This is a genomic window from Hydrogenovibrio sp. JE_KL2 (assembly GCF_009296185.1).
GTDB lineage: Bacteria > Pseudomonadota > Gammaproteobacteria > Thiomicrospirales > Thiomicrospiraceae > Hydrogenovibrio.
Window position 1 is genome coordinate 203687 of sequence record NZ_WBJR01000005.1, and the last position, 20925, is coordinate 224611.

Genomic DNA, 20925 nt, shown 5'->3' on the forward strand with positions numbered 1-20925 from the left:
TACCTCGTGCCCCACTCGTGCAAAGCTCTCTTAAATTTTTGAAGTTATGCTGTATTTAAACAGATTTAAGGCAGGGTGTGGATGAAGTTAAGCTGTGCAAAGTCAGTTTTAGCAAGCAAATAGCGCCGTGAGTCCTATCCCCAATATAAAAAATATCAGACCGACAATGGATGACAATCGAATGGGGTGCTCATTAAATCTTGTGCGCCATTTCGTGCGAAAGTGACCTTCTCGGCTGAAAAAGGAATGCGGCATGGCTTCGAGTTTTTCAATGGCTTCGTTGACGGTATCAATGGCAATATTGATTTGTTCGATGGCGCTTTGTGTTGGTCCATAGGGTAGATCCAACGCTGCCTTTAAACGTGCGCGGTTAAAGCGTTGCGACAAGGGGTCGTTGAACTTCAATAGCGGGTAAACTTCATCTGCCCATTTCTCAAATTGGACAAGAGATTTGAAGGGAATGGTGTCCGTGTGTTCTTTACGCAGCTGTTTGAGTTTCTCTAAACTGTCCATCATAAGCACCTCGATAGATGACTGTCGCTAGTCGTAAGTGCGTAGTGTTATATTTAGATTTTTATATGGTGACCTGTCTGAGTTTTTAACTCTTTTATATATCATACATTTTTTATGGTATCTTTGTGTTAATTTGTTGAATCTTATAGGATTTTTGATATGAAAAGTTGCGTACGACTTTCAGAGAAATCTTAAGTGATATTTGCGAAAATATGACAGTTTTGAGAAAAAGCACCCAACCTGGTAGATTTTGTCAGCAAAAAGGGTAAGCTAGCGCGCTGCTAGATGTTCTAAGAGGAATTATAAAATGAAGAAAACGTTGGTACTCATGATGACACTTGTCTCCTTCCTGGCTTTTGCGCAAGTGGCGGAAGCGAAGCGATTCGGTTTTGGTGGCAATTTCGGTTATTCGAAAAAGATGGCTCCTCAACAGTACAACAAGCGTCCAAGCTCTTCGAACACGCAGCAAACAAAACCTCAACAAGCCCCTTATGGTCAAAGACCGTCAACAGGGGCATCCAAGTGGCTTGGTCCATTGGCTGGGATTGCCGCCGGTGGTCTGTTGGCAGCAATGCTTTTTGGAGACGGTTTTCATGGCATCCAGCCTTTCGATATTTTGGTATTCATTTTGATAGCAATGGTGTTGATGAGTCTGTTCCGCCGACGTCAGCAACCTGTGCATAGCAGCTATCAGCCAGAGCATGATGAACCTATGCATCAGCCGAATCATTATGAAAAGAGTGCTCACCAAGATTGGCAGGCTCCTGAGTCTGCTTATCAACAAGGATCAATAATTGGTTCTGCGCTTTCTGAAAATGCACAAACAGTGGACGAAGCGCCGAGCTGGTTTGACAAAGACAGCTTTATAGAAAATGCCAAGCATCACTTTGTAGCAATACAAAAGGCTTGGGATGCGCAAGATATGAGCGAAGTCCGCGCATATTGTTCACCAGAGTTGGCGTTAGCGCTGGAAAGCGAGATGGAAGGTATGGACATGGCCGGAAATTTCACTCAGGTTGACGAGCTACGTGCCGATATCGTCGATATGGCAACCGAAAGCGAATACTTTATTGTCAGTGTGCGTTTTTCAGGGTTCATTATTGAAGAACAGGGTGGCTTTGCCCATGCTTTCAATGAAGTTTGGCATATTCGCCGTCTGCTTCAGGGGGAAGGGGATTGGCAAATTGCAGGTATTCAGCAGGTGAGCTGAACGGCTTCGCTAGGCAAATCAAAAATTCAAAAGAGCGGTTTTTTTTGTTAAGGTAACATCGGCAATGCCAACCCAAGCGGCTTTGGCCGAATTATCAAGAGGGATTTGTGATGAAAGTAAAACAGGTAATGCTCCTACTGCTCACCTTGTCGTTTCTGACCTTAACGGCCTGTTCGAAAGACCCGGTGAAGATCGTTTCAGCCAAGTTGGTCGATAACATCGACCGCGGTTCGGGTAATTTTGACCGTATGCTCCAAATCTGTTTCGATAAACCGCTCACGTCGGACTACTATCACAAAGTCATTATTGTCACTCAGCAGAACTTCAAGCTTGAAGGGGGCAATATGTTGCGTCCGCAGGCATCCGATCCCGATAACAAGTGTATGTTGAGAAACCTGTATAATTACATTAATAAGGATTCTCCGGTCGGCGCCCGTCAGATGATCAAAGATTACATGACGCCAGGTAACATCAGTCAAATACTCATCCAAGTATATGACGATAAACCGGAAGGTAAAGGAAAACCAATCGCTCAGGCATTGTTTAAAAACCTATAACTGCCGACACTGGTTAACGAACCCGGCCTTAGCCGGGTTTTTTGTGTCATAAAGGAACGTAAATTGACGACAGATACCCCTTGCTTTGATATGAAAATGCTCGCTTTTGCTTATGGCGAACCTCAAGAAACCGCTGTTTTAAAGTGGTCTCCCGAGGACTTTAGGGTTGAAGAACAAATTGCCTACGAACTGAGTGGTGAGGGTGAGCACCTGTGGCTGTGGGTTGAAAAGATCGGCCAAAACACCGATTGGGTGATGAAGCAACTGGCGGCATTCGCAGGAGTTACTTCCCGAGAAATGGGGGCGGCGGGTAAAAAAGATCGTCAAGCGGTGACCTATCAATGGATGAGTTGTCATTTGCCCGGCAAGGCAGATCCAGACTTTTCAAAGTTAGCGATTCCGGGAGTGAAGGTTCTTAAAGCAATAAGGCATCATCGTAAGTTGCAAACAGGTGGTCTGAGCGGCAATCGGTTTGAGCTGCGTTTAACCGAGGTGCAGGGGGATAAAGACGCTATTGAAACCCGCTTAAAGACCATACAGGCACAAGGCATTCCTAATTACTTTGGTGAGCAACGCTTTGGTATTGAGATGCAGAATCTTATGCAGGTTTCTCGACTGTTTTCTGGAGAGATACGCCCCAAACGCCACCAAAAGTCCCTTTACTTGTCAGCAGCACGATCGTGGATGTTTAATGTCGAACTGAGCGAGCGTATCCGACAAGGTAATTGGAATCAGGCTATTGAGGGTGATGTCTTTCAGCTACAAGGATCGCAAAAGTGCTTTGTAAACGAAGTTGATGCGGATATTCAGCGTCGAATTGCAGAGTTGGATATTCACCCGACGGGCATGATGACTGGGCGTGGACGGAGCTTGGCTAGCGGTCAAGTTGCAGAGCAAGAGCAAAAAATCATGGCGACGTTTGCGGATTGGCAACAAGGATTGGAAAAGGTCGGATTGAAGCAGGAACGACGTGCGTTACGTGTGCTGCCACAAGATTTATCCTGGCAGTGGCAAAATGGCTCTGATTTGTTGTTGAGTTTTACGCTACCAGCAGGCTCTTATGCCACCATGGTAGTTAGGGAAGTGGTTTCAGTCACTTCCTGACTGTTGCACGGTAACATCTTCAGGGTCTTCTGCATTTTCCGGTGCCAGACAAAACTGGTTTCGCCCTTTTTCTTTTGCCTTGTAGAGCGCCTCGTCTGCAGACTTGAATAGCTCTTTGAAGGAGGAATGTTGCGGGTTAAGTTGGGCAATTCCCGCCGAGAAGCGGATGTGTACGACTTCAGAGCCGATGGTCATCGGGTTGTCAGACAACACCATTTGAATTTTCTTCATCAACTTTTCAGCTTGGTGTGCATTGGTTTCAGGCAATAGCAGAACAAACTCATCCCCGCCCATACGTGCAATCAAGTCACTCTTTCTTAGGGTTTTTGTTACCAGTTTGGCAATGAGCTTAATGGATTTATCTCCAGTCAGATGCCCGTAGTTGTCATTGATAGATTTGAAGAAGTCGATGTCGAAAACCACGAGGCAAAGTGACGAAATATAATGTCGACTTGCAAGGTTGAAGTATTGCCCAGAGGCTTCCAGTATACCTTGGCGGTTTAGAACGCCTGTCATCTGATCGTGCGTGACCAACTCCTGAAGTTGTTGGTTTTGCTCCGCGATGGCGGCTTCATAAGCATAAATCTGTTTACTGAAATGATGTGCCAAAATCGCAATAGCAATCAGGCACAGCAGCAAAGAAGATAAGGCTTCCTGCGATAGATAATCTGGAATATAGGTCTGTGACAGTAGAATAAAACACAGCGTTAGCAACAGTGTCGTTAGTCCAATCAACGCAGTGGTAAAGAAAAAGCTGAAGATGACGAGCGGTAGAAACCAGATCAATCTAAAACTATTTTCAGGCACCCACAGCGCCATCAGGCAGAAGAAAGCAAAACCGGAAAAAGCCAGAACGGTCGATATGGAAAATAAGCTTTCCGGCCGTCGGCACAGAGAGTAGTACAGCCACAGGGTTTCAACACTGAAAGCCAAGTTAGTCCAAGCCATCAGATTTCCATCAGGCAGCAGGCCGAAAAACACAAACGCAGAATACCCCAAGTTTATTAGGGTTGCCAGAATGAGAATCAGCTTCAGCGTACCAACCTTGAAGTCGATAAAACTCGATGGAGTCATATTCTCAGTTTGCATGATTGAAGCCTATTTCAATTTTATGTTTATTGTACGTTGTAACGCTTAGTCTTGTAATGCTCTTTATTATTTAGGTTTGGCGTATAACTCGTCCGGACTGATTAGCGGATCTGTCAAAATGGTTGCAGACGACGTCGACACCTCGGTATAAAAACAGCTTTTTCTGCCTGTGTGACAAGCAGGGCCTGTTTGGTCAACCAGTAGCAAAATGGTGTCACCATCACAATCCAAACGCAGGGATTTCAGTAGTTGAATTTGTCCGGATTCTTCGCCTTTCCGCCAGTAAGACTGACGTGAGCGAGACCAATAACAGACGCGCCCTGTCTTTAGCGTTTCTTCGATAGAGGCGGCGTTCATCCATGCCATCATCAGGACTTCGCCGGTATCATGCTGTTGGGCGATGGCGGGAATCAATCCGTTATCATCAAATTTAAGCTGAGATTTAAGTTCATCCCAAGCGAATTGATCGCCTTTTTGGGCTTTTTCCAGTGATTTGAATGTCGTTGTCATGGTCGTTCCTGTTCCTCGGTTCGCTTGCTTACTTTTGCCTATTTGCGTTTTGCTTGGGCGAAAGCAGCGGCGAACAGGTTGTTGGAAATGGTGTTTTTCACCGGTTCCGGTTTCTTGGCTTTAATTTGTGATTTGCGGCCAATCGCCAACATGGCGTTGAACAATTCCGCGGTGGCTTGCGCATCGGCCAAAGCATCATGCGCATCTCCCGGGAAAGGTTTGCCTAAAATCTTTTCATAAGCGTCGGTCAGCTTAGGGGTTTTGTAGAACCAATACATTTTCTCCGACTGCCAGCGTAATGCACCGACCAAATCCGTTGCCAGTTTGGCGACATCCAACCACCGATTATAGTCCAACTCGAAAGTCAGTAGCTTTTTCTCGGCGCTCTTTTGCAGGTAGGCAAAATCGGACTCGGTGCTGTAAGCCAGTACCACATCCGCATCCATCAGCGTTTGATGGATGGTGTCCCATGTTTGCGCTAGGAAAGGCGCATCCTGCACCATCTCTGTGGTGATGTTGTGCTTTTCGTTTTCCGGGATATCATAGCCTGGGTTGATCAGCTGGTTCAGGATTTCTTTGCCTTCCAAATCGCAAATGGAAATCTGAATCACATCCGCGTTATCGCTGGTGCAAACGTCAGTGGCTTCAATGTCGATACAATAAACTTTCTTGCCCTTAAGCTCTTGGTCGTGTTCTTTTAACTTGAACTGCGCGTCATTACGACGCTCCTGCAACAGGTTGATGACTTCTGAAGAGGTAAATTCACCGACTAGGTCTGTGAGCTTGCTACGAAGCTTTTTGACAGAACGTGTTAAGGATTTACGTACCTCTTCATCGTCACTCGCGCGCTCGATAAAGGCTTCCACAGTCAAGACTTCTTCATTGATGATCAGGTTCTGCATAATCGAATCGACAATCTTCGTGTCTTTGAAGTCCATTGCTTCCAGTGATGGAATTCTCAAATTCGCGCTCAATAACGCCTTTTGACCTTTAGCAGGCGAAGCGATGATTTGAATGCCCTTGATGTCCAGTCCATCGGAGGCGGCAACCGCAACAATATATTCTTTAATTGGTTGATTGCGTTTGTCGATAAAAATGAGTTGCGCATTGCTGCTAGCGCTTTTTGCCGCGGGCGTTTCTGTGTTCATTGGTTCTCAGTTAAAAGATTTTAAGATAAAGGTCGTATTGTACCAGTTTCGATGGTGGCGAGAAATGCTTAGTCTGTGTCAGCTTTATGAAATTTTGTGTGGCGTTTTAGCCTATCAGAATCGGTAAAAATCTGCCAGGTTGGGGTTAGGGCTTTTGGGCAAGCGAGGTGCCTATGCGTCGGGCGGTCCAGTAGTGTCGTCGCCAGAAATCATTTTCCAGGCTCGATATGGTGACGCCTTCGCTGCTGGAGGCGTGCATGAAGTGATGATTGCCTAAGTAGATGCCATTGTGATGCCCGCTATCAAAAACGCCCAGACCGATGTTGAAAAATACCACATCACCTGGTTTGAGTTTTGACATGGGTACGTAGCGCCCGGCTTTGACTTGTTGTTTGGTGGTTCTGGGAAGAATCAAACCGAACTGCTGTTTGAAAGTGGTTTGGACGAATGCAGAGCAATCAATGCCTTTCTTGGTTCGCCCGCCGTAACGGTAGGGCGTTTGTTTCCATTGAGAGTATTCTCGTAACAGCTTTTTTCTCACCGCTTTGGTGTTGGCAAAGTCGGTTTTGAGTTTGGTATAGCTTTGGGTGTGGTGAACCGGGTAGCTTGCCTGTTTGGGCGGTGTGCTGGCGCAGCCGACCAGCCAGAATGGCTGTAGGACTGCCAGCGCGAGGAGGGCGCTAAGTTTTCCGAAGTGTGGTAAACGTGCCAACATAGTTTAAGCCATTGTCTTTTCCATTTAAGCTTTCCACTTGATGGAGCAACCCATTGATGGAATCTGCTCTAACGGGCCTTGCCCGGTCTGCGCGACTTGTTTCATCGCCTCTAGCAAGTCTCGGCGTACGCCTTCAGGAGACGTTTCTTTACGAGATTCGTCCAGACGACCACGGTATTGCAGTTTTAACTCGGCGTTATAACCGAAAAAGTCAGGCGTGCAAACCGCGCCATAGGCCTTGGCGACCGACTGAGTTTCGTCAAGCACATAGGGGAAAGGAAACTGCCACTGCTCGGCTACGGCTTTCATGTTCTCAAAAGAGTCTTCTGCATATTCGTTGGGGTTATTACTCATGATGGCGATACTGTTGATGCCGTATTCGTCACGCAAAATACGCGTGTCTTCCACCAGCCGCTTTTGAATGGCTTTTACATAAGGGCAATGGTTGCAGATAAACATCACCAGTAGTCCGTTTTCACCCTTTGCCTTTTCCAACGTCCAGGTCTGACCGTCTGTTCCCGGCAGACTGAAATCGATAGCGGGTTGGTTGAAATCGCAAACTGGGGTCGTCAAACTGACCATTGTGTGTCTCCTGTGTTGTTTTACTGTGGATTAGTCGTGGTCTTTTTTCGGGCTCCCCTCGGGAGGGTAAGCCAAGGTGTCTTTAATCGCCGCTTTCTCTTCGTCCGAAAAGTTCGGGAAAGGCAGTTTTTCCTGTTCAATCAGTGCCTGTATTTTCGCTTCGGCTTCTTTTTGAACTGTTTCCGAAACCGGTTCCGCTTTGGTGATGACGATGCGTTGCTCCGGTGTGGCAAGGCGAATATTGAGCTTGTGCAATATGTCGAGAATATGGAAGTTTAAATCTTCTGCAATGGCTTTGAACTCCGGCATGGATTTGGTGCTGACATAAGCATTTACTACGATCAGGAAAGCATCGCGCTCAATTTCTTCGAATCTTGCTCTGGCGGCGACATCCAGTGTTTTGGGGTGCGAGATAATCAGCTCTCTCAGCGCAATCAGCAATAGGCGGAGTTGTTCCGATGTGGTATCGAGGCGTACGCGTAGTTCTCGTTTGTAAAGTCTGCGGTCGATTTCCGCAAAATTCTCCAGTTCTTTGGAGGCGAAAACCGAGTTAGGGACATGCACGATGGAACGGTTGAGTTTGCGGATGCGGGTAGAACGTAAGCCGATTTCTTCAACGGTTCCGGTGATGTCGCCAAACTGACAGAAATCTCCGGGCTTGATGGGGCGGGCAATATAGAGCGTAAAGGCACCGAAAACGTTTTCCAATGTTTTTTGCGCTGCCAAGGCAATGGCTAAAGACCCAATCCCTAACCCGGTTAACACGGTGGTTAAGCTATAACCGGCATCGCTCAGCCAGCTAAGAATCAGTACGATGACGACCAGCACTTTTACCGTCGTGGAGAGGGGGCGAATCAAGGCACGCGAGAATTTTTCGTTCAATTTGCTGGTCAAGCGTTGGGCAACTAATTCGACGATGCCGAGTATCAGGAACATAATGGCGAGGTAGTCCAAAATGCCGGAGGCAAAGATGACTTTGGCCTGAAGCGATAATCCGAGTTTGCTGATACCGTACTGTATGGTCCACATAGTCATGGCGTAACGTAACCCGCCTGTCAGGAAATGATGGAATGCGGTTTTTTCAGGGTAAAGTCTCGACCAGATGAAACTGAGCAGGTTGGTGAGTAGCTTAATCAGATACCAGCTAGCGATGATAATGACAACGACACTGACGAACTGCCAGTTTTCCATGTGGAAAACTTTGAATTCCGGTAGATAGCTGGAAACAGCGGTTGCCCAATCTGGATAGCCGAACTCTGCCCATAATGTCGGAATTTGCACGAGTGTCTGGTTGGAGATTTTCCAGATATAGCCAACGGTCGGATCTGAAATTTTTTGCAGATAGACGGGCACTTTTCCTTGAGAACTATTGATGTAGCCCATCAGGTCTCGGTAAGAGGGGAGCCCATCGTTTTGAGCGCCTTCGGGAGCGTTGCTGATGGCGGTTAAATCAAGCAAATTTTGTTGTTGCCAGATGATGATAAGGCGTCTTAAAAGCTCTTTGGCGCCGATACTCTTAACTCGTGCAGGTAGGTAACGCATATCAAGGTATTTGGCGGCTTCATCGTACTTGCCTTGTTTGACCAACTCCGTCATGGTCAAAAGGGTTGAGAGGGGCGTACTACCCGGACGAATTTTTTGTTTGCCGCTGTCGGACTTGTCTAGCAAGGCTTGAGAGCGCTGTTGGGTCTCTACCGCTTGTTTGATGGTGGTTTCAGTATCAGAATAGGCTTGTTGAGTGGCGCTTAAGCAAAGGGCAGCGAGAAAAATTTTTAAAAAAAGAAAAAAGCGCTGTTTTTGCATAAGTATTAAGCCCAAAAGGATGTTCACGAGAAGATAGGTGTTGGGTCAAAATATACCTTAAATGTGGCTTCACAGTCTAGTTTTTAGCAGGCAAAACAGAAGGTTAGCGTTAGAAATGTGTTGAAGCGTAGCGTAAAAGCAAAAAGAAACCGCTGAAATGACAGAAACAGCGGTTAAGGTTAATGATAGTGATGCTGGGGGAACCAGCTATGAGTTGATCTGCAAAAAGAAAATATTTCAAAACACAGGATTGAAATGATTTTCATAACTGAACATTGCACATTCAACCAGTGTCTGTTCGTGAAACACGATTGCTTAAAGTAAAAGGCTGAGGCACTTATATTTTTATTCACGATAAGCTTTTGGGTGCTAAAGAACAAACGTTCGTTTCTATTCTTGCCTTTAAAGGGATAAATAGCAATAGCAAATAAAATTTAATTTTTTTTCTGGTGATAAGGCGTGTCTATGATCCAGTCGCCTTCAGTGTTTTCTATCGCCTGAAAGATAGAGTTTTGAGGAATAATTGATCTTTTATAAAGACATTCAACGAAAGTCATTCAAGCGGCGGTTTCGAGTAAAATAACCTCAGAGACTGAATATTTAAGGTAATGATGACATGAGTTCTTATGATCGCATACTGATGTGCGCTACAGAGTTGTTCTCTAAAGAAGGTTATGAAGCCGTCTCCATGAGAGAGATCGCCAAATCAGCAGGATTGCATACGGTGTCTTCTGTGTATAACCATTTTAAAGATAAACAAAGTCTGTATGAGGCGACATTAAAATCAGTTTGTGATCATCACAACTCTGAAGTTTGCTCGGTACTTTGCGGAGATGAAAGGGCGGAAGACAAACTTAAAAAGATGATTGCCCTAAATATCAAAAGGATGGCGGACAATATGACGTTTCGACGTTTGATTTTGAGGGAGCTGGTGCAGAATGATCCCGATAAATTAAAGTTCTTGGCGGAGAAAGCCTTGTCGGAAAGTTGTCGGCAATTGGAGGCGGTATTGGCTGACATCAATCCGAATGCCGACCATCACTATGTCATTACTTCTTTGCTTGGGTTGATTTTGTTTCATTTGCAGGTGGCTGGCATGAGAGATTACTTACCCGCAGTAGAACAAAAGCATCATAATATAGATTATTTGGCAGAGAAAATTTTTGCAACGACCATGGCCAATCTGGCTATTTAGCACTCAATTGACAAGTATGGGTTGTCAAGAGACATAAAAAAACCGGCATAGGCCGGTTTTTTTGGTTTGTGCTTTTGTGCTTAAGCGATTAAGCTTTTGCAGCCGTGTAAAGTTCAGAAACTTTATCCCAGTTAACCACATCCCACCAAGCTTGCATATAAGCTGGGCGAAGATTTTGATAACGTAGGTAATAAGCATGTTCCCAAACGTCAAGACCAAGGATTGGTGTTCCTTTGACTTCAGCAACGTCCATTAGCGGGTTGTCTTGGTTAGGCGTTGAAGAGATTTCCAACTTACCGTCAGCAGAAACTGTCAACCATGCCCAACCTGAACCGAAGCGCGTTGCACCAGCTGTGTTGAACTTTTCTTTCATAGCGTCCAAGCCGCCGAAAGTGGCATTGATGTCATCAGCCAACGCACCTTTTGGCGCGCCCATGCTGTCGCCAGTCATGATGTTCCAGAAGAAAGCATGGTTCCAGTGACCACCGCCGTTGTTACGCACAGCTGGAGAGATAGAACCAGCGTTCGCACAAAGTTCCTCAATAGACTTATCTTCGTACTCTGTACCTGCAATCGCGTTATTCAGATTGGTGATGTAAGTGTTGTGGTGTTTGGTGTGGTGAATTTCCATGGTGCGAGCATCGATGGAAACTTCAAGCGCATCATAATCATAAGGTAGATCTGGAAGCGTAAAAGCCATGTGTCTGTCCTTTTCTGTTTGGTTTGTTTAGCTTGCCTAAAGTGTTTAGACAAAGTTGAATGACTAATTGGTTATTTTAGCGAGTTAATCTCGATTGTAAATATCGCGAGGGCAAATAACCGAGTAAAACCCTTGGTTATTTGCCGATGTGCAGAGTTTGTCAGTAGTTTGGGTTTAAAAGATATTGTCTAAATGCTCTGGAGGCGGCGCGATATCCGATAGTTTTTCGACCTCATTTGGCGGCATTTGCATGTAATAGCCTTTAATGGCAATATGTTCAAGCACCTCTTTGGCGTCCGCTCGTGGCAGCTTTCGGTCGGCAGTGAGCTCAAAGTCAATGACGTGTTCAGGCTCACCGAACATCACAAAAAACTCTTGTGGCAATTCCTCCAACCCTTTTTCTTTGAGCACATAAAGGTAAAGTTCCTGTTTCTTCGGACTTTTGTATGCGGAGATGGTTTGTGTCATGAACGTTCCTTAGCAATTGGTGGTCGAGCTTAGTTTTTTGCAAGCTTCTGTGAAAATAAAGGCGGTATTTTAACGGTCTTGCGCCTAAAAGTGAATGTTGTGGACGTTTTTGGGCGAATAATTTCTTGACCTTAACCGTTGATTTTTTTATGCTTATTCGCCGCTTTTTGCCCGCTGTAGCGAAAAAGAATACAAGAATAAGCTGTTTTAGCTGGGTGTTTGTAGAGATTTTCTATAAAAAGTGAAGGTCAGTTTTAAGAGCAAAGGAAATAACATGTTTGGGAAAAGGGTCGTAGTATTAGGTGGCGCAGGATTCGTTGGGCGTGCGGTTGTCAATGAGCTGTCGAAGCAAGGCTATGAAGTCCGTGTCGGTGTGCGTCGCCCTGAACGTTTCCGTGATTACGCGTTGTTCCCGAACACGAAATTGTTTGCCATCAAAGATTACCAGGACGAAGCTTTACTGAAAGGCACATTCGAGAACTGCGATATTGTGGTGAATCTTTTGGCGGATTTGACTGCGGGGATCGAAGCGCTTCCAAGTAAAGACCTAGTGTTAGCCAATCAAAAAGTGAAGAAAGCCATTGAGCTGTCTCAGGCAAAAAGAGTGGTGTCACTCTCTCAGATTGGCGCGGACGCTACTCGAGCAGAAAATACGCGTTTGCAGCAGTTGGGCGAATCAGATGCGATTATGTTGGCGATTGCCAATACCCAAAACACCATTCTACGTTCCAGCCTATTGCTAGGGGAAGGGGATATGGTAACAACGTTTTTCCGTAAGCAATTGACCTTGGCCAGTATTTTGCCTGTCGTTAACGCGTCTTCAATGGTGCAGCCATTGGCTGTGGATGAGTTTGCAAAAGCCTTGGTTGTGACATTAAACGACACGGCTTCCTATGGTCAAAAAGTAGAAATCGCCGGTGAAGAACGTCTGACCGTGCGTCAGCTGGCGGAGCTGGTTGCTGAGTTGATGGGCAAAGAATCTGCATTGGTCTTTCCAATGTGCAAGCTGAATGCGAAGTTTATGTTGAAGCTGGGTATGTTGGCGCCTGTTAAATCCGTAAGTGCGGTATCTATGGACATGTTGGCGATTGATTTGGTGACGGACAATGATTTCTCCAGCCAGTTCGGGTTTGTTCCGCGTAGCTTAGAGCAGGTATTGTCTGCCTATTTGTTACCGACAAAAGTTCGTGACCGTTATAATTTCTTCCGTAAGGAAGCCGGGCGTAATACGGATGACTTGGTTTAAGTCGATAAGTTTTTAAGTAAAAAGCGCCGCTGGCGCTTTTTTTATATCTACTGATTCAGGATTCCTTCATAAATCGGCGCTGGGTTTTCGTTGAGGCTTTTCCAAAACTTGGTATATGATACCGACAGGTGAGTCGTGTTTGATGTGAACACTTTTTCATTAAAGTAATAGATGAAGGTCTCAGCCAAAGGAGCATTAAAATGGGATGTAATGTAGGTGGACTTGATAGAAAATTACGGATTCTTGTCGGTATTATCATACTGTTGATCGGTATGGGGATGAGCAGCTGGTGGGCGCTTATCGGCTTGATTCCATTGATTACCGGAATTATGGGATGGTGTCCGGCGTATCTATTGTTTGGCGCAAACACCTGTAAAACGGAAGACAAGCAATAAGCTTGGAATGCACAAAATTATTTACCTGAGATTAAGTTGTCAGGTAAAAAAATAAAAACCTAGTCCATGACTAGGTTTTTTTATCTTTATAATTTAATAAGATAACAATGCTTTGTGGCAAAAAGGGTAATGAATGCAAATTTACTTGGTAGGTGGCGCGGTTCGAGATGAACTGCTAGGGCTGAAACCTCATGAGCATGACTGGGTTGTAGTCGGTGCGTCGCCGCAAGAATTGCTTGATAAAGGATTTCAGCAGGTTGGAAAAGATTTTCCTGTCTTTTTGCATCCGGACACCAAGGAAGAATATGCGTTGGCTCGAACCGAGCGCAAAGCGGGAAAAGGGTATCACGGCTTTGAGGTTTTTGCCGACCCTTCAGTTACTTTGGAGGACGATTTGATCCGCCGGGATTTGACGATTAATGCCATTGCCAAGTCAGATGAAGGCGAGTTGATTGATCCTTATGGTGGTGTCAAAGACCTTGAAGACAGAAAGTTGCGTCATGTCTCGGATGCGTTTGTGGAAGACCCTTTGCGTGTGCTGAGAGTTGCGCGTTTCGCCGCCAAGCTTGCACCTTTTGGCTTTACATTGGCAGAAGAAACGCGAGCATTGATGCAGGAAATGGTACATTCCGGCGAATTGTCTGATCTGACCCCAGAGCGCGTGTGGCAAGAAGTGACGAAAGCGCTTAAAACCGCTAAGCCGAGTATTTTCTTTGAGGTTCTAAACGAGGTCGGGGCTGTAGCCGTTTTATTCCCTGAGCTTTACCAGTTGCACGATGTCACGCAGCCGGTTCAATACCATCCAGAAGGCGATGTGTGGATTCATACCATGATGGTGTTGGATGCGGCGGCGGATTTGTCGGATAGTTTGAATGTCCGCTTCGCTGCGTTAGTTCATGATTTAGGGAAAGGCATCACCCCTAAAGAACTTTGGCCGAAACACCACGGACATGAAAAAGCGGGACTGCCTTTGGTGAAAGCGATGTCGGAGCGTTATCGTTTGCCAAAGCAAACCTTGAGCTTTGCCTTGAAGGTCACCGAGTATCATGGCATTGTCCACAAGGTGCTGGATTCTGAAGGCAAGCCACATTTAAAGCCTCAAACGTGTCTGAAATTGCTGAACTTAACCAAGGCATTCAAGCAAACGGATGAGTTGGCTGAACTCTTGACCGCTTGCGAAGCCGATGCGAGAGGACGCTTGGGGTTTGAAAACAGGCCTTATCCGCAAAAAGCATTTTGGTTGGCGTTGGCTGAAGCGGGTAGCCAAGTCGATAATCAAGCCATTTTGGCGACGGGTGTTCAGGGCGCAGAGATTGCAGAAGCCATCGAGCGAAAACGTATTGAACTGATTGAAGCCTACATGACTCATTATGCGGCGAAAACAGACGGCGCTGCAAATGTATGAAAATCTGCCAGGTTGGGGGGCATGATGTTGGATAACCAGAGGAAAGAATACAGGCTGGTGAGAATTGCAACCTACGCTTCAGTGTCTGTCGCTATCCTTTTGATGGTGATTAAGGCATTTGCTTGGCTGGAAACCGGCTCAGTAGGGATTTTGGCATCGCTATTGGATTCGGCGGTTGATATTGTTGCTTCGCTGATGATTTTGTTTGCAGTGCGTTTGGCGCAAGAGCCGGCGGATTATGAGCATCGATTTGGTCATGGCAAGGCGGAACCGTTGGCGGCATTGGCGCAAAGTGTGTTCATTGCCGGTTCAGCGCTTTATTTGATGATTCATGCCTTGCAACGCCTGATTGATCCGGTCGAAGTGCAGGATCCTCAGCTCGGTGCTTGGGCAATGTTGTTGTCGTTATTGATGACCACTTTGCTGGTGATGTTCCAGAAGTACGTGGTTCGTAAAACCAATTCCACGGCGATCGAGGCCGATGCACTACATTATTTTTCTGACTGGATAGCCAACCTGGCAGTTTTGTTAGGTCTGTTGTTGTCCGTTTATGGTTGGATTGATTCCACACTAGGTCTATTGATTGGGGCTTGGATCGGTTGGCAAGCGCTTGTGCTGGCTAAACAGTCTGGCAACCAGTTGCTGGATCACGAGCTTCCTGAAGATATTCGTAACCAAATACGCGATATCGTGCTGGCGCATGAAGATGTAGAAGGGTTTAACGACTTAAGAACTTACCGATCAGGACCAACGATTTTTATTCAATTGGATTTGGAGTTGGATGACCACTTGAGTTTGGTGGATGCCCATCATATTACCGAAGAAGTCACGCGGTCATTGGTTGAGGCTTTTGAAAATGCTGATGTATTAATTCACCAAGAGCCGGTGAGTATTCGTGACGACCCGGAACATCATCAGTGGGAAATGGAAAATCGCGAAGACTTTGTTTCAGAACTAGAAAGCCAAGTGGAAGAGCATACTGAAGAGCAATCAGGCACTAAGACCTGATTGCCGTTTGTATTAAAGGGTTTTCGAGAAGCTGAATGCGCCGCGAATATCGCCTTTGTTAAAGCCGACGGCTTTATCATGAGGGTAGAGTTCATTAAGTTTCTGTTTAACTGCTGGCGCAATGTGTGTGCCGTGGCAGCTTAAGCAAACCGCTCCTGTCGGAATGGGTTTCATATAACGGTAGGTCGGTTTGCCATCCACTTTGATGACTTCGCTATATTCCATTTGTTTGACAGGAATGCCCGCCATTTTTTGCGCTTCAAAATCGTTTAGAACCGCCACTTCCCATTTGTCAGGTGTCGCTGATGCCCCACGAGGCTTTAAGCTGACGCGGTTGACGTGCCATCCACTAGACTTGGAAAGGTTTGCAGCAATTTCTGGTGCTTTGGTCTTACAGAAAGATAAAGCGTGAACCGGGCCGCCATTTTTCATGGCGTGCATCAATTCAGGCTTGAGCTTTCCGAGAAATTCTTTTGCAAGTACTCGGCTCTGTTGGTCAAGTTTTTGCGTGTCTGTCTGAGCGTAGGCAACAAGAGGGGTTGCTAAACTCAGAGAGATAAGTGTTGCACTGACGAAGGTTTGTGTTTTCATGCTGACTCCTTATGCTTGGGACTGAAAATGAGTTGTCTATAAATTAATTTAATTTATAAAATAAATTATTTATAGTTAGCATAGTTTAACTCTAATTTTTCAATCCTTGAAACACTATGGAAAAACGTGGAATTCAGCCAAAACAAAGTTTGAATTCTGGGTTTTGGGGGATTAACCGTTATAATGCAGCATAGCTAAAAACGGGTTTTAGTGGTTTTGTTAATGTGACTCGAAGAAGAAGGAAGGCGCTGTGGGATTGCCGAAAATTGAAAATCCAAGTTTGAAGAACGGGATAATAGCGATTCTGATTCTGGTATTTGTGTTTCTGATTGTTGGTTACATGATTAGCACTAAACCCAAACCGCCTACTGTCGAGATCAAGCAAAAAGTCTGGCCGATTGAGGCCAAAACCATTTCTTTGGGAGATGTTGTTCCGGTTCAGTCGTTGTTTGGAACGGTTGAGTCGAATGCGTTGGTAACGGCGTCTTCTCCAGTTGCCGGTGTGGTCGAGCAGGTTTGGGTGAAAGATGGGGATGAAGTGAAAAAAGGTCAGACTCTTGTGGCCTTGTCGGATGCTGATATCGAGTTGCCTTACCAAATCGCCAAAGCAGACGTTGAAGATACTCAAGCGCAGCTACAGTTACAGGCGCTCGCCTATAAGTCGAATCAAGCAAAATTGGACAACGAGAAAAAAGTTTTGTCGATTCGTGAAGCGGATGTGCAGCGTAATCAAGAATTGATTAAAAAGAATCTTGCCTCGCAATCCACGTTGGATATCACCAAAGAAGCTTTGTTGAAGCAAAAGTTGTCGGTGGTTAATGCAAACTTGTCGGTAGAAGAAAATAAATTGAAAGTCACCCAGCTCAAAGCTCGCTTGGAGAAGGCGAAGGCCAATTTAAAGCAGGCGGAGATCAATCGTAGTCGCGGGGTGGTGATTGCACCTTATGATGCCCGTGTTGCCAAGTTGTCGGTGTCAGCGGGTGATAGAGTTGGCGTTGGTGCGGCGCTGGTCAGCTACTATGGACTGAATAGTTTGGAGCTAAAAGCCAGAATTCCAGTATCGGAAGTGAAGAAGATTTACCATGCAATGCAACAGGGCAATCAATACTATGCTGAGTATGTTGCTTATGGTGAACACTACAAATTGCCTTTGAAGCGCTTGGCGGGGGAGGCCTCGACCAGCGGTTTGGATGCGTATTTTGCCTTGCCGGACAGTCTTGCCAGTGTCAGACCCGGAGATTTGTTGCAAGTAAGCCTTCAACGTGAAGCGATTCCGAATGGGTTTGCGGCGCCTTACTCCGCGCTTTATGGTTCGAATCGAATTTATATCGTCAAAAACGGCATGCTGGAACGTAGAACGGTTGAGGTATTGGGCGAAACTCAGGTCAATCAGCAGACTTGGGTGTTGCTGAAAGGCGATGTTGCAAATGGCGATCAACTTGCGATAACTCATTTGCCGAATGCAATTACCGGACTCAGAGTGTCGGTGATGGGGCATTAACATGACGCAATCATCGGAATTTGAGCACCTAAAAAGGCCGGACGAGCATCCAGAAGATTTTTCCGGCTACCATCCTAAACACGAAAAGTTCAAGTCTACCGGTTTTATCGGTATGTTCGCGCGCCACAAGGTCGCGCCGAATCTTTTGATGTTCATCATGATTTTGATGGGCATCGTCGCTTTGTTGAAGCTTAATGTACAGTTTTTCCCTAACTTCGAGCTTGATTACGCCCAAGTGAAAGTGGTTTGGCCAGGTGCCAATGGAGAGGATGTTGAACGCTCCATTACCGATCCGGTAGAGCGGGTGTTGAGGAATATCGACAATTTGGATGAGATGACTTCAACTTCGGCTTTAGGGGTGTCGGTAGTGACGCTGAAGTTTAAGGAAGGCACTGATATGATCGAAGCGGTCGATCAGATCAATCAAAAGGTCAGCGAGTTGCGAAACCTGCCGCAGGATTCTGAAAAGCCGATTATTGAACGCATTATTCGTTATGAACCAGTCGCCAGGCTGTTGCTGATTGGTGATAACAGTAATTTGAAAGAGTTGCGTTACCTAGCAAGAGAGTTTGAACGCCAGTTGCTAGATAAGGGGATTGATAAGGTCGAGTTTGTTGGATTGCCAACAGACGAAATGGCAATCAATGTTTCTAAAGATAAGTTGGAACAGTATGGACTGACGTTGGATCAGCTGAGTAGCCGAATTGCTTCGATGAGTAAGGATATTCCGGCTGGTTCGGTGGGAGATGATGACAGTGTTCGTGATTTGCGCGCCATTCATCAGGGGCGCACCGAAACGCAGTTTAACCGTATGACGGTGATTTCCAATGATACGCAAAAAATCACATTGGGGCAGTTGGCGGATGTAGAAAAGCGTCCAGTTAAAGATGCACCTTATTTGATGGTGGACGGACATCCGGCAATCGAATTACGTTTGATGCGTTCGGAAAGTGGTGACACTTTGAAATCTTCCGAGATTATGCAAAAGTGGTTGGCGAAAACTGAACCAGCTTTGCCAAAAGGCGTGAAAATCAAGGTCTATGATGAAACTTGGTCGTTGGTTAATCAGCGGATCATGCTGTTGGTGAACAATGGTATCGGCGGTTTGGTGCTGGTTATCCTGATTTTGTATATATTCATGAACGGTCGTGTGGCATTTTGGGTTGCGGTGGGAATTCCGGTTTCTTTCATGGCGACTTTGATGATCATGTATTTGGCTGGCGGCAGCATCAATATGGTCAGCTTGTTTGGTCTGATTATGGCACTGGGGATTATCGTTGATGATGCCATTGTGGTTGGTGAGGATGCATTGGCGCATCATGAAGCCGGTGAGCCCGACCTTCAAGCCGCAGAAGGCGGTGCGCATCGTATGCTTGCGCCTGTGACGGCATCTTCTATCACTACCATAGCCGCGTTTGTGCCGTTGATGATGATTGGCGCTGAGATGGGGAAAATTCTGTTTGCGATTCCTTTGGTGATTATTGCGGTTATTATCGCCTCTTTGTTTGAAAGCTTTACCGTTTTGCCAGGGCACTTGAAACACGCGTTCAAGAAAGTCAAGCCGGCGGAGCCGGGTAGCATCCGCTATCGACTTGACCGGGTTATTGATCATTTCCGAGAGCGTCAGTTCCGAATGGTGATTCGTTGGGTGTTAAGTCATAGAGCGATTACGATTTCCATCACGCTGGCGATGATGATTTTTGTCATAGGTTTATTGGCTGGGGGGCGAATGTCCTTTGTATTTTTCCCATCTCCTGAATCGACCAAATTAACGGCAGATATTCGTTTTGTTGCAGGGACACCTGCCAAGGTAACGGCGAATTATTTGAATCAAGTCTACCGTGCGCTTTTGAAAACCGAGCAAGAGTTAGAGTCGGGGATCGTTAAGGTGGCTGTTGTTCATTACAACGAGTCGAGCACCGAGAAGGGGGCAAATTTTGGTAGTGTGACGGTTGAGTTGGCAGAACCGGATCATCGTAAAACGCGAAACGCGCAATTTATCAGGGTGTGGCAAAAAAATGCAGGAACGGTTCCTGGGTTGGATGTCTTGTCGATAGAAGCACCGAGAGCCGGGCCTCCGGGTAGTGATCTGGATGTTCGTATGTGGGGCGTAGCGCCGCAGCAACTGAAAAAGGCATCGCTGGAAGTTCAGCAGGTATTGGATCAAATACCTGGTGTGAGCGGTGTGCGAGATGATTTACCTTATGGTCGCGACCAGTTGGTCTATGAGTTGACTCCGCAAGGTAAGGCGTTAGGGTTTACCTATACTGGGTTAGGGCAACAGCTTTCAGATGCCTTCTCAGGGCGCTTGTCACAAATCTTTACTCAAGGCGAAGACGAGGTTGAGGTTAGAGTTCAGTACCCAAGAGATGAGCAAAAAAGTTTGGCAACACTGGATTCAATGATGGTGACGGCGCCGGATGGTCAGCGTGTGCTACTGAAGTCAGTAGTTCATTGGAAGAGCCAACAAGGGTTTGATGTGATGCGTCATGTCGATGGGCACTTGGCGGTCAATGTGATCGGAGAAGTTGATAAGACGCGTAACAACGCCAACCGCATTTTGGCGCAGTTGGAGCAACATACGATGCCCCAGCTGGCGGCGAAATATGGATTCAGTTACTCGTTTGAAGGGCAGAATGCGAATCAGCAAGAAACGCTTGGCGATATGAAAATCGGACTGCTGATCGGCTTGACCACCATTTACATTGTGTTGGCGTGGGTGTTCGGTTCTTATGGTTGGCCGTTGGTGGTCATGTTGGCGATTCCGTTTGGTTTGGTAGGTGCAATTATGGGGCACTGGTGGATGGGGCTGGATATGACCATCCTATCGCTGTTCGGTTTCTTCGGTTTGTCTGGAATTGTGGTGAACGATTCAATTATCTTGGTGAGTTTCTATAAGCGGCTTCGGGAAGAAGGGATGGCAATCAACCAAGCGTTGGAAGAAGCTTCCGTGCAGCGTGTCAGAGCGGTACTCTTGACCTCTTTGACGACTATTGCCGGTTTGACCCCATTGTTGTTTGAAACTTCGTTGCAAGCGCAGTTTTTGATACCGATGGCGGCTGCAATTGCATTTGGTTTGATGTTCTCGACTTTGTTGATTTTATTGGTGATTCCAAGCGTGCTGTCGCTGTATGAGCAGGTTTATGAGCGGCTAACTAGCCGCTCAAAACCTCAGGATGCGTAGG

20 protein-coding genes are annotated in these 20925 nt (G+C 46.2%); 10 read left to right on the forward strand and 10 right to left on the reverse strand.

All coding sequences use genetic code 11. The annotated features are described in order from the left end of the window. Positions 1–108: 108 nt before the first annotated feature. Positions 109–516 carry a hypothetical protein gene (locus F8R13_RS09885; RefSeq protein ID WP_152834103.1) on the reverse strand — a complete coding sequence of 136 codons (408 nt, stop codon included), beginning with the start codon at positions 514–516 and terminating at the stop codon, positions 109–111. Between the two features lie 304 nt (positions 517–820). Here F8R13_RS09885 and F8R13_RS09890 point away from each other — a divergent pair, with 304 nt between their 5' ends. From F8R13_RS09890 to truD, 3 genes are all read left to right on the forward strand, one after another. Further along, complete coding sequence (locus tag F8R13_RS09890; protein ID WP_253806423.1) at positions 821–1723, forward strand: Tim44 domain-containing protein; 903 nt, start codon at positions 821–823, stop codon at positions 1721–1723. Positions 1724–1833: 110 nt separating this feature from the next. After that, positions 1834–2280 carry a hypothetical protein gene (locus F8R13_RS09895; RefSeq protein WP_152834105.1) on the forward strand — a complete coding sequence of 149 codons (447 nt, stop codon included), beginning with the start codon at positions 1834–1836 and terminating at the stop codon, positions 2278–2280. Positions 2281–2343: 63 nt separating this feature from the next. Continuing rightward, a complete protein-coding gene (gene truD / locus F8R13_RS09900) occupies positions 2344–3384 on the forward strand; it encodes a tRNA pseudouridine(13) synthase TruD (protein ID WP_253806424.1) in 1041 nt (346 codons plus the stop codon). Here truD and F8R13_RS09905 read toward each other — a convergent pair. The 6 genes from F8R13_RS09905 to F8R13_RS09930 all read right to left on the reverse strand — a co-directional run bounded on the left by F8R13_RS09905 (position 3370) and on the right by F8R13_RS09930 (position 9231). Next, complete coding sequence (locus F8R13_RS09905; RefSeq protein ID WP_152834107.1) at positions 3370–4473, reverse strand: GGDEF domain-containing protein; 1104 nt, start codon at positions 4471–4473, stop codon at positions 3370–3372. The genes truD and F8R13_RS09905 overlap by 15 nt on opposite strands. Before the next feature lie 66 nt (positions 4474–4539). Beyond that, positions 4540–4983: a phosphoribosyl-AMP cyclohydrolase gene (gene hisI / locus F8R13_RS09910; RefSeq protein ID WP_152834109.1), complete on the reverse strand. Its 444-nt coding sequence runs from the start codon at positions 4981–4983 to the stop codon at positions 4540–4542. 38 nt (positions 4984–5021) lie between these two features. Then, a complete protein-coding gene (locus F8R13_RS09915) occupies positions 5022–6131 on the reverse strand; it encodes a 3'-5' exonuclease (protein WP_152834110.1) in 1110 nt (369 codons plus the stop codon). Between the two features lie 145 nt (positions 6132–6276). Then, complete coding sequence (locus tag F8R13_RS09920; RefSeq protein ID WP_152834112.1) at positions 6277–6846, reverse strand: NlpC/P60 family protein; 570 nt, start codon at positions 6844–6846, stop codon at positions 6277–6279. A gap of 24 nt (positions 6847–6870) precedes the next feature. After that, positions 6871–7428 carry a thioredoxin family protein gene (locus tag F8R13_RS09925; RefSeq protein ID WP_152834114.1) on the reverse strand — a complete coding sequence of 186 codons (558 nt, stop codon included), beginning with the start codon at positions 7426–7428 and terminating at the stop codon, positions 6871–6873. Between the two features lie 30 nt (positions 7429–7458). Further along, entirely contained in the window at positions 7459–9231 is a 1773-nt protein-coding gene (locus F8R13_RS09930) for a mechanosensitive ion channel family protein (protein WP_152834116.1), read from the reverse strand. 616 nt (positions 9232–9847) lie between these two features. Between F8R13_RS09930 and F8R13_RS09935 the strand changes: the two genes are divergently transcribed. Then, entirely contained in the window at positions 9848–10426 is a 579-nt protein-coding gene (locus tag F8R13_RS09935) for a TetR/AcrR family transcriptional regulator (RefSeq protein WP_152834118.1), read from the forward strand. Positions 10427–10514: 88 nt separating this feature from the next. On the opposite strand, the gene F8R13_RS09940 is transcribed toward F8R13_RS09935, so the two are convergent. Beyond that, on the reverse strand, positions 10515–11126 hold the full coding sequence (locus F8R13_RS09940; RefSeq protein WP_152834120.1) for a superoxide dismutase: 612 nt from the start codon (positions 11124–11126) through the stop codon (positions 10515–10517). A 174-nt stretch (positions 11127–11300) separates the two neighbouring features. Further along, positions 11301–11594 carry a YcgL domain-containing protein gene (locus F8R13_RS09945; protein WP_152834122.1) on the reverse strand — a complete coding sequence of 98 codons (294 nt, stop codon included), beginning with the start codon at positions 11592–11594 and terminating at the stop codon, positions 11301–11303. A 274-nt stretch (positions 11595–11868) separates the two neighbouring features. Here F8R13_RS09945 and F8R13_RS09950 point away from each other — a divergent pair, with 274 nt between their 5' ends. The 4 genes from F8R13_RS09950 to F8R13_RS09965 all read left to right on the forward strand — a co-directional run bounded on the left by F8R13_RS09950 (position 11869) and on the right by F8R13_RS09965 (position 15648). Next, positions 11869–12840 (forward strand): SDR family oxidoreductase, encoded by a 972-nt coding sequence (locus tag F8R13_RS09950; RefSeq protein ID WP_152834124.1) that lies wholly within the window; start codon positions 11869–11871, stop codon positions 12838–12840. Between the two features lie 200 nt (positions 12841–13040). Further along, positions 13041–13235, forward strand: a complete 195-nt coding sequence (locus F8R13_RS09955) for a DUF2892 domain-containing protein (protein ID WP_152834126.1) — start codon at positions 13041–13043, stop codon at positions 13233–13235. Positions 13236–13368: 133 nt separating this feature from the next. Beyond that, on the forward strand, positions 13369–14640 hold the full coding sequence (locus F8R13_RS09960; RefSeq protein WP_152834128.1) for a multifunctional CCA addition/repair protein: 1272 nt from the start codon (positions 13369–13371) through the stop codon (positions 14638–14640). A 21-nt stretch (positions 14641–14661) separates the two neighbouring features. Further along, positions 14662–15648 (forward strand): cation diffusion facilitator family transporter, encoded by a 987-nt coding sequence (locus tag F8R13_RS09965; protein ID WP_152834130.1) that lies wholly within the window; start codon positions 14662–14664, stop codon positions 15646–15648. A gap of 12 nt (positions 15649–15660) precedes the next feature. Here the strand turns inward: F8R13_RS09965 and F8R13_RS09970 are convergent, their stop codons facing one another. Continuing rightward, positions 15661–16239 carry a DUF3365 domain-containing protein gene (locus F8R13_RS09970; RefSeq protein ID WP_152834132.1) on the reverse strand — a complete coding sequence of 193 codons (579 nt, stop codon included), beginning with the start codon at positions 16237–16239 and terminating at the stop codon, positions 15661–15663. A 250-nt stretch (positions 16240–16489) separates the two neighbouring features. On the opposite strand from F8R13_RS09970, the gene F8R13_RS09975 reads away from it, so the two are divergent. Both F8R13_RS09975 and F8R13_RS09980 read left to right on the forward strand, forming a co-directional pair. Beyond that, positions 16490–17740 (forward strand): efflux RND transporter periplasmic adaptor subunit, encoded by a 1251-nt coding sequence (locus F8R13_RS09975; RefSeq protein ID WP_371414942.1) that lies wholly within the window; start codon positions 16490–16492, stop codon positions 17738–17740. Between the two features lies 1 nt (position 17741). Further along, complete coding sequence (locus F8R13_RS09980; RefSeq protein ID WP_152834134.1) at positions 17742–20924, forward strand: efflux RND transporter permease subunit; 3183 nt, start codon at positions 17742–17744, stop codon at positions 20922–20924. Position 20925: the final 1 nt, after the last annotated feature.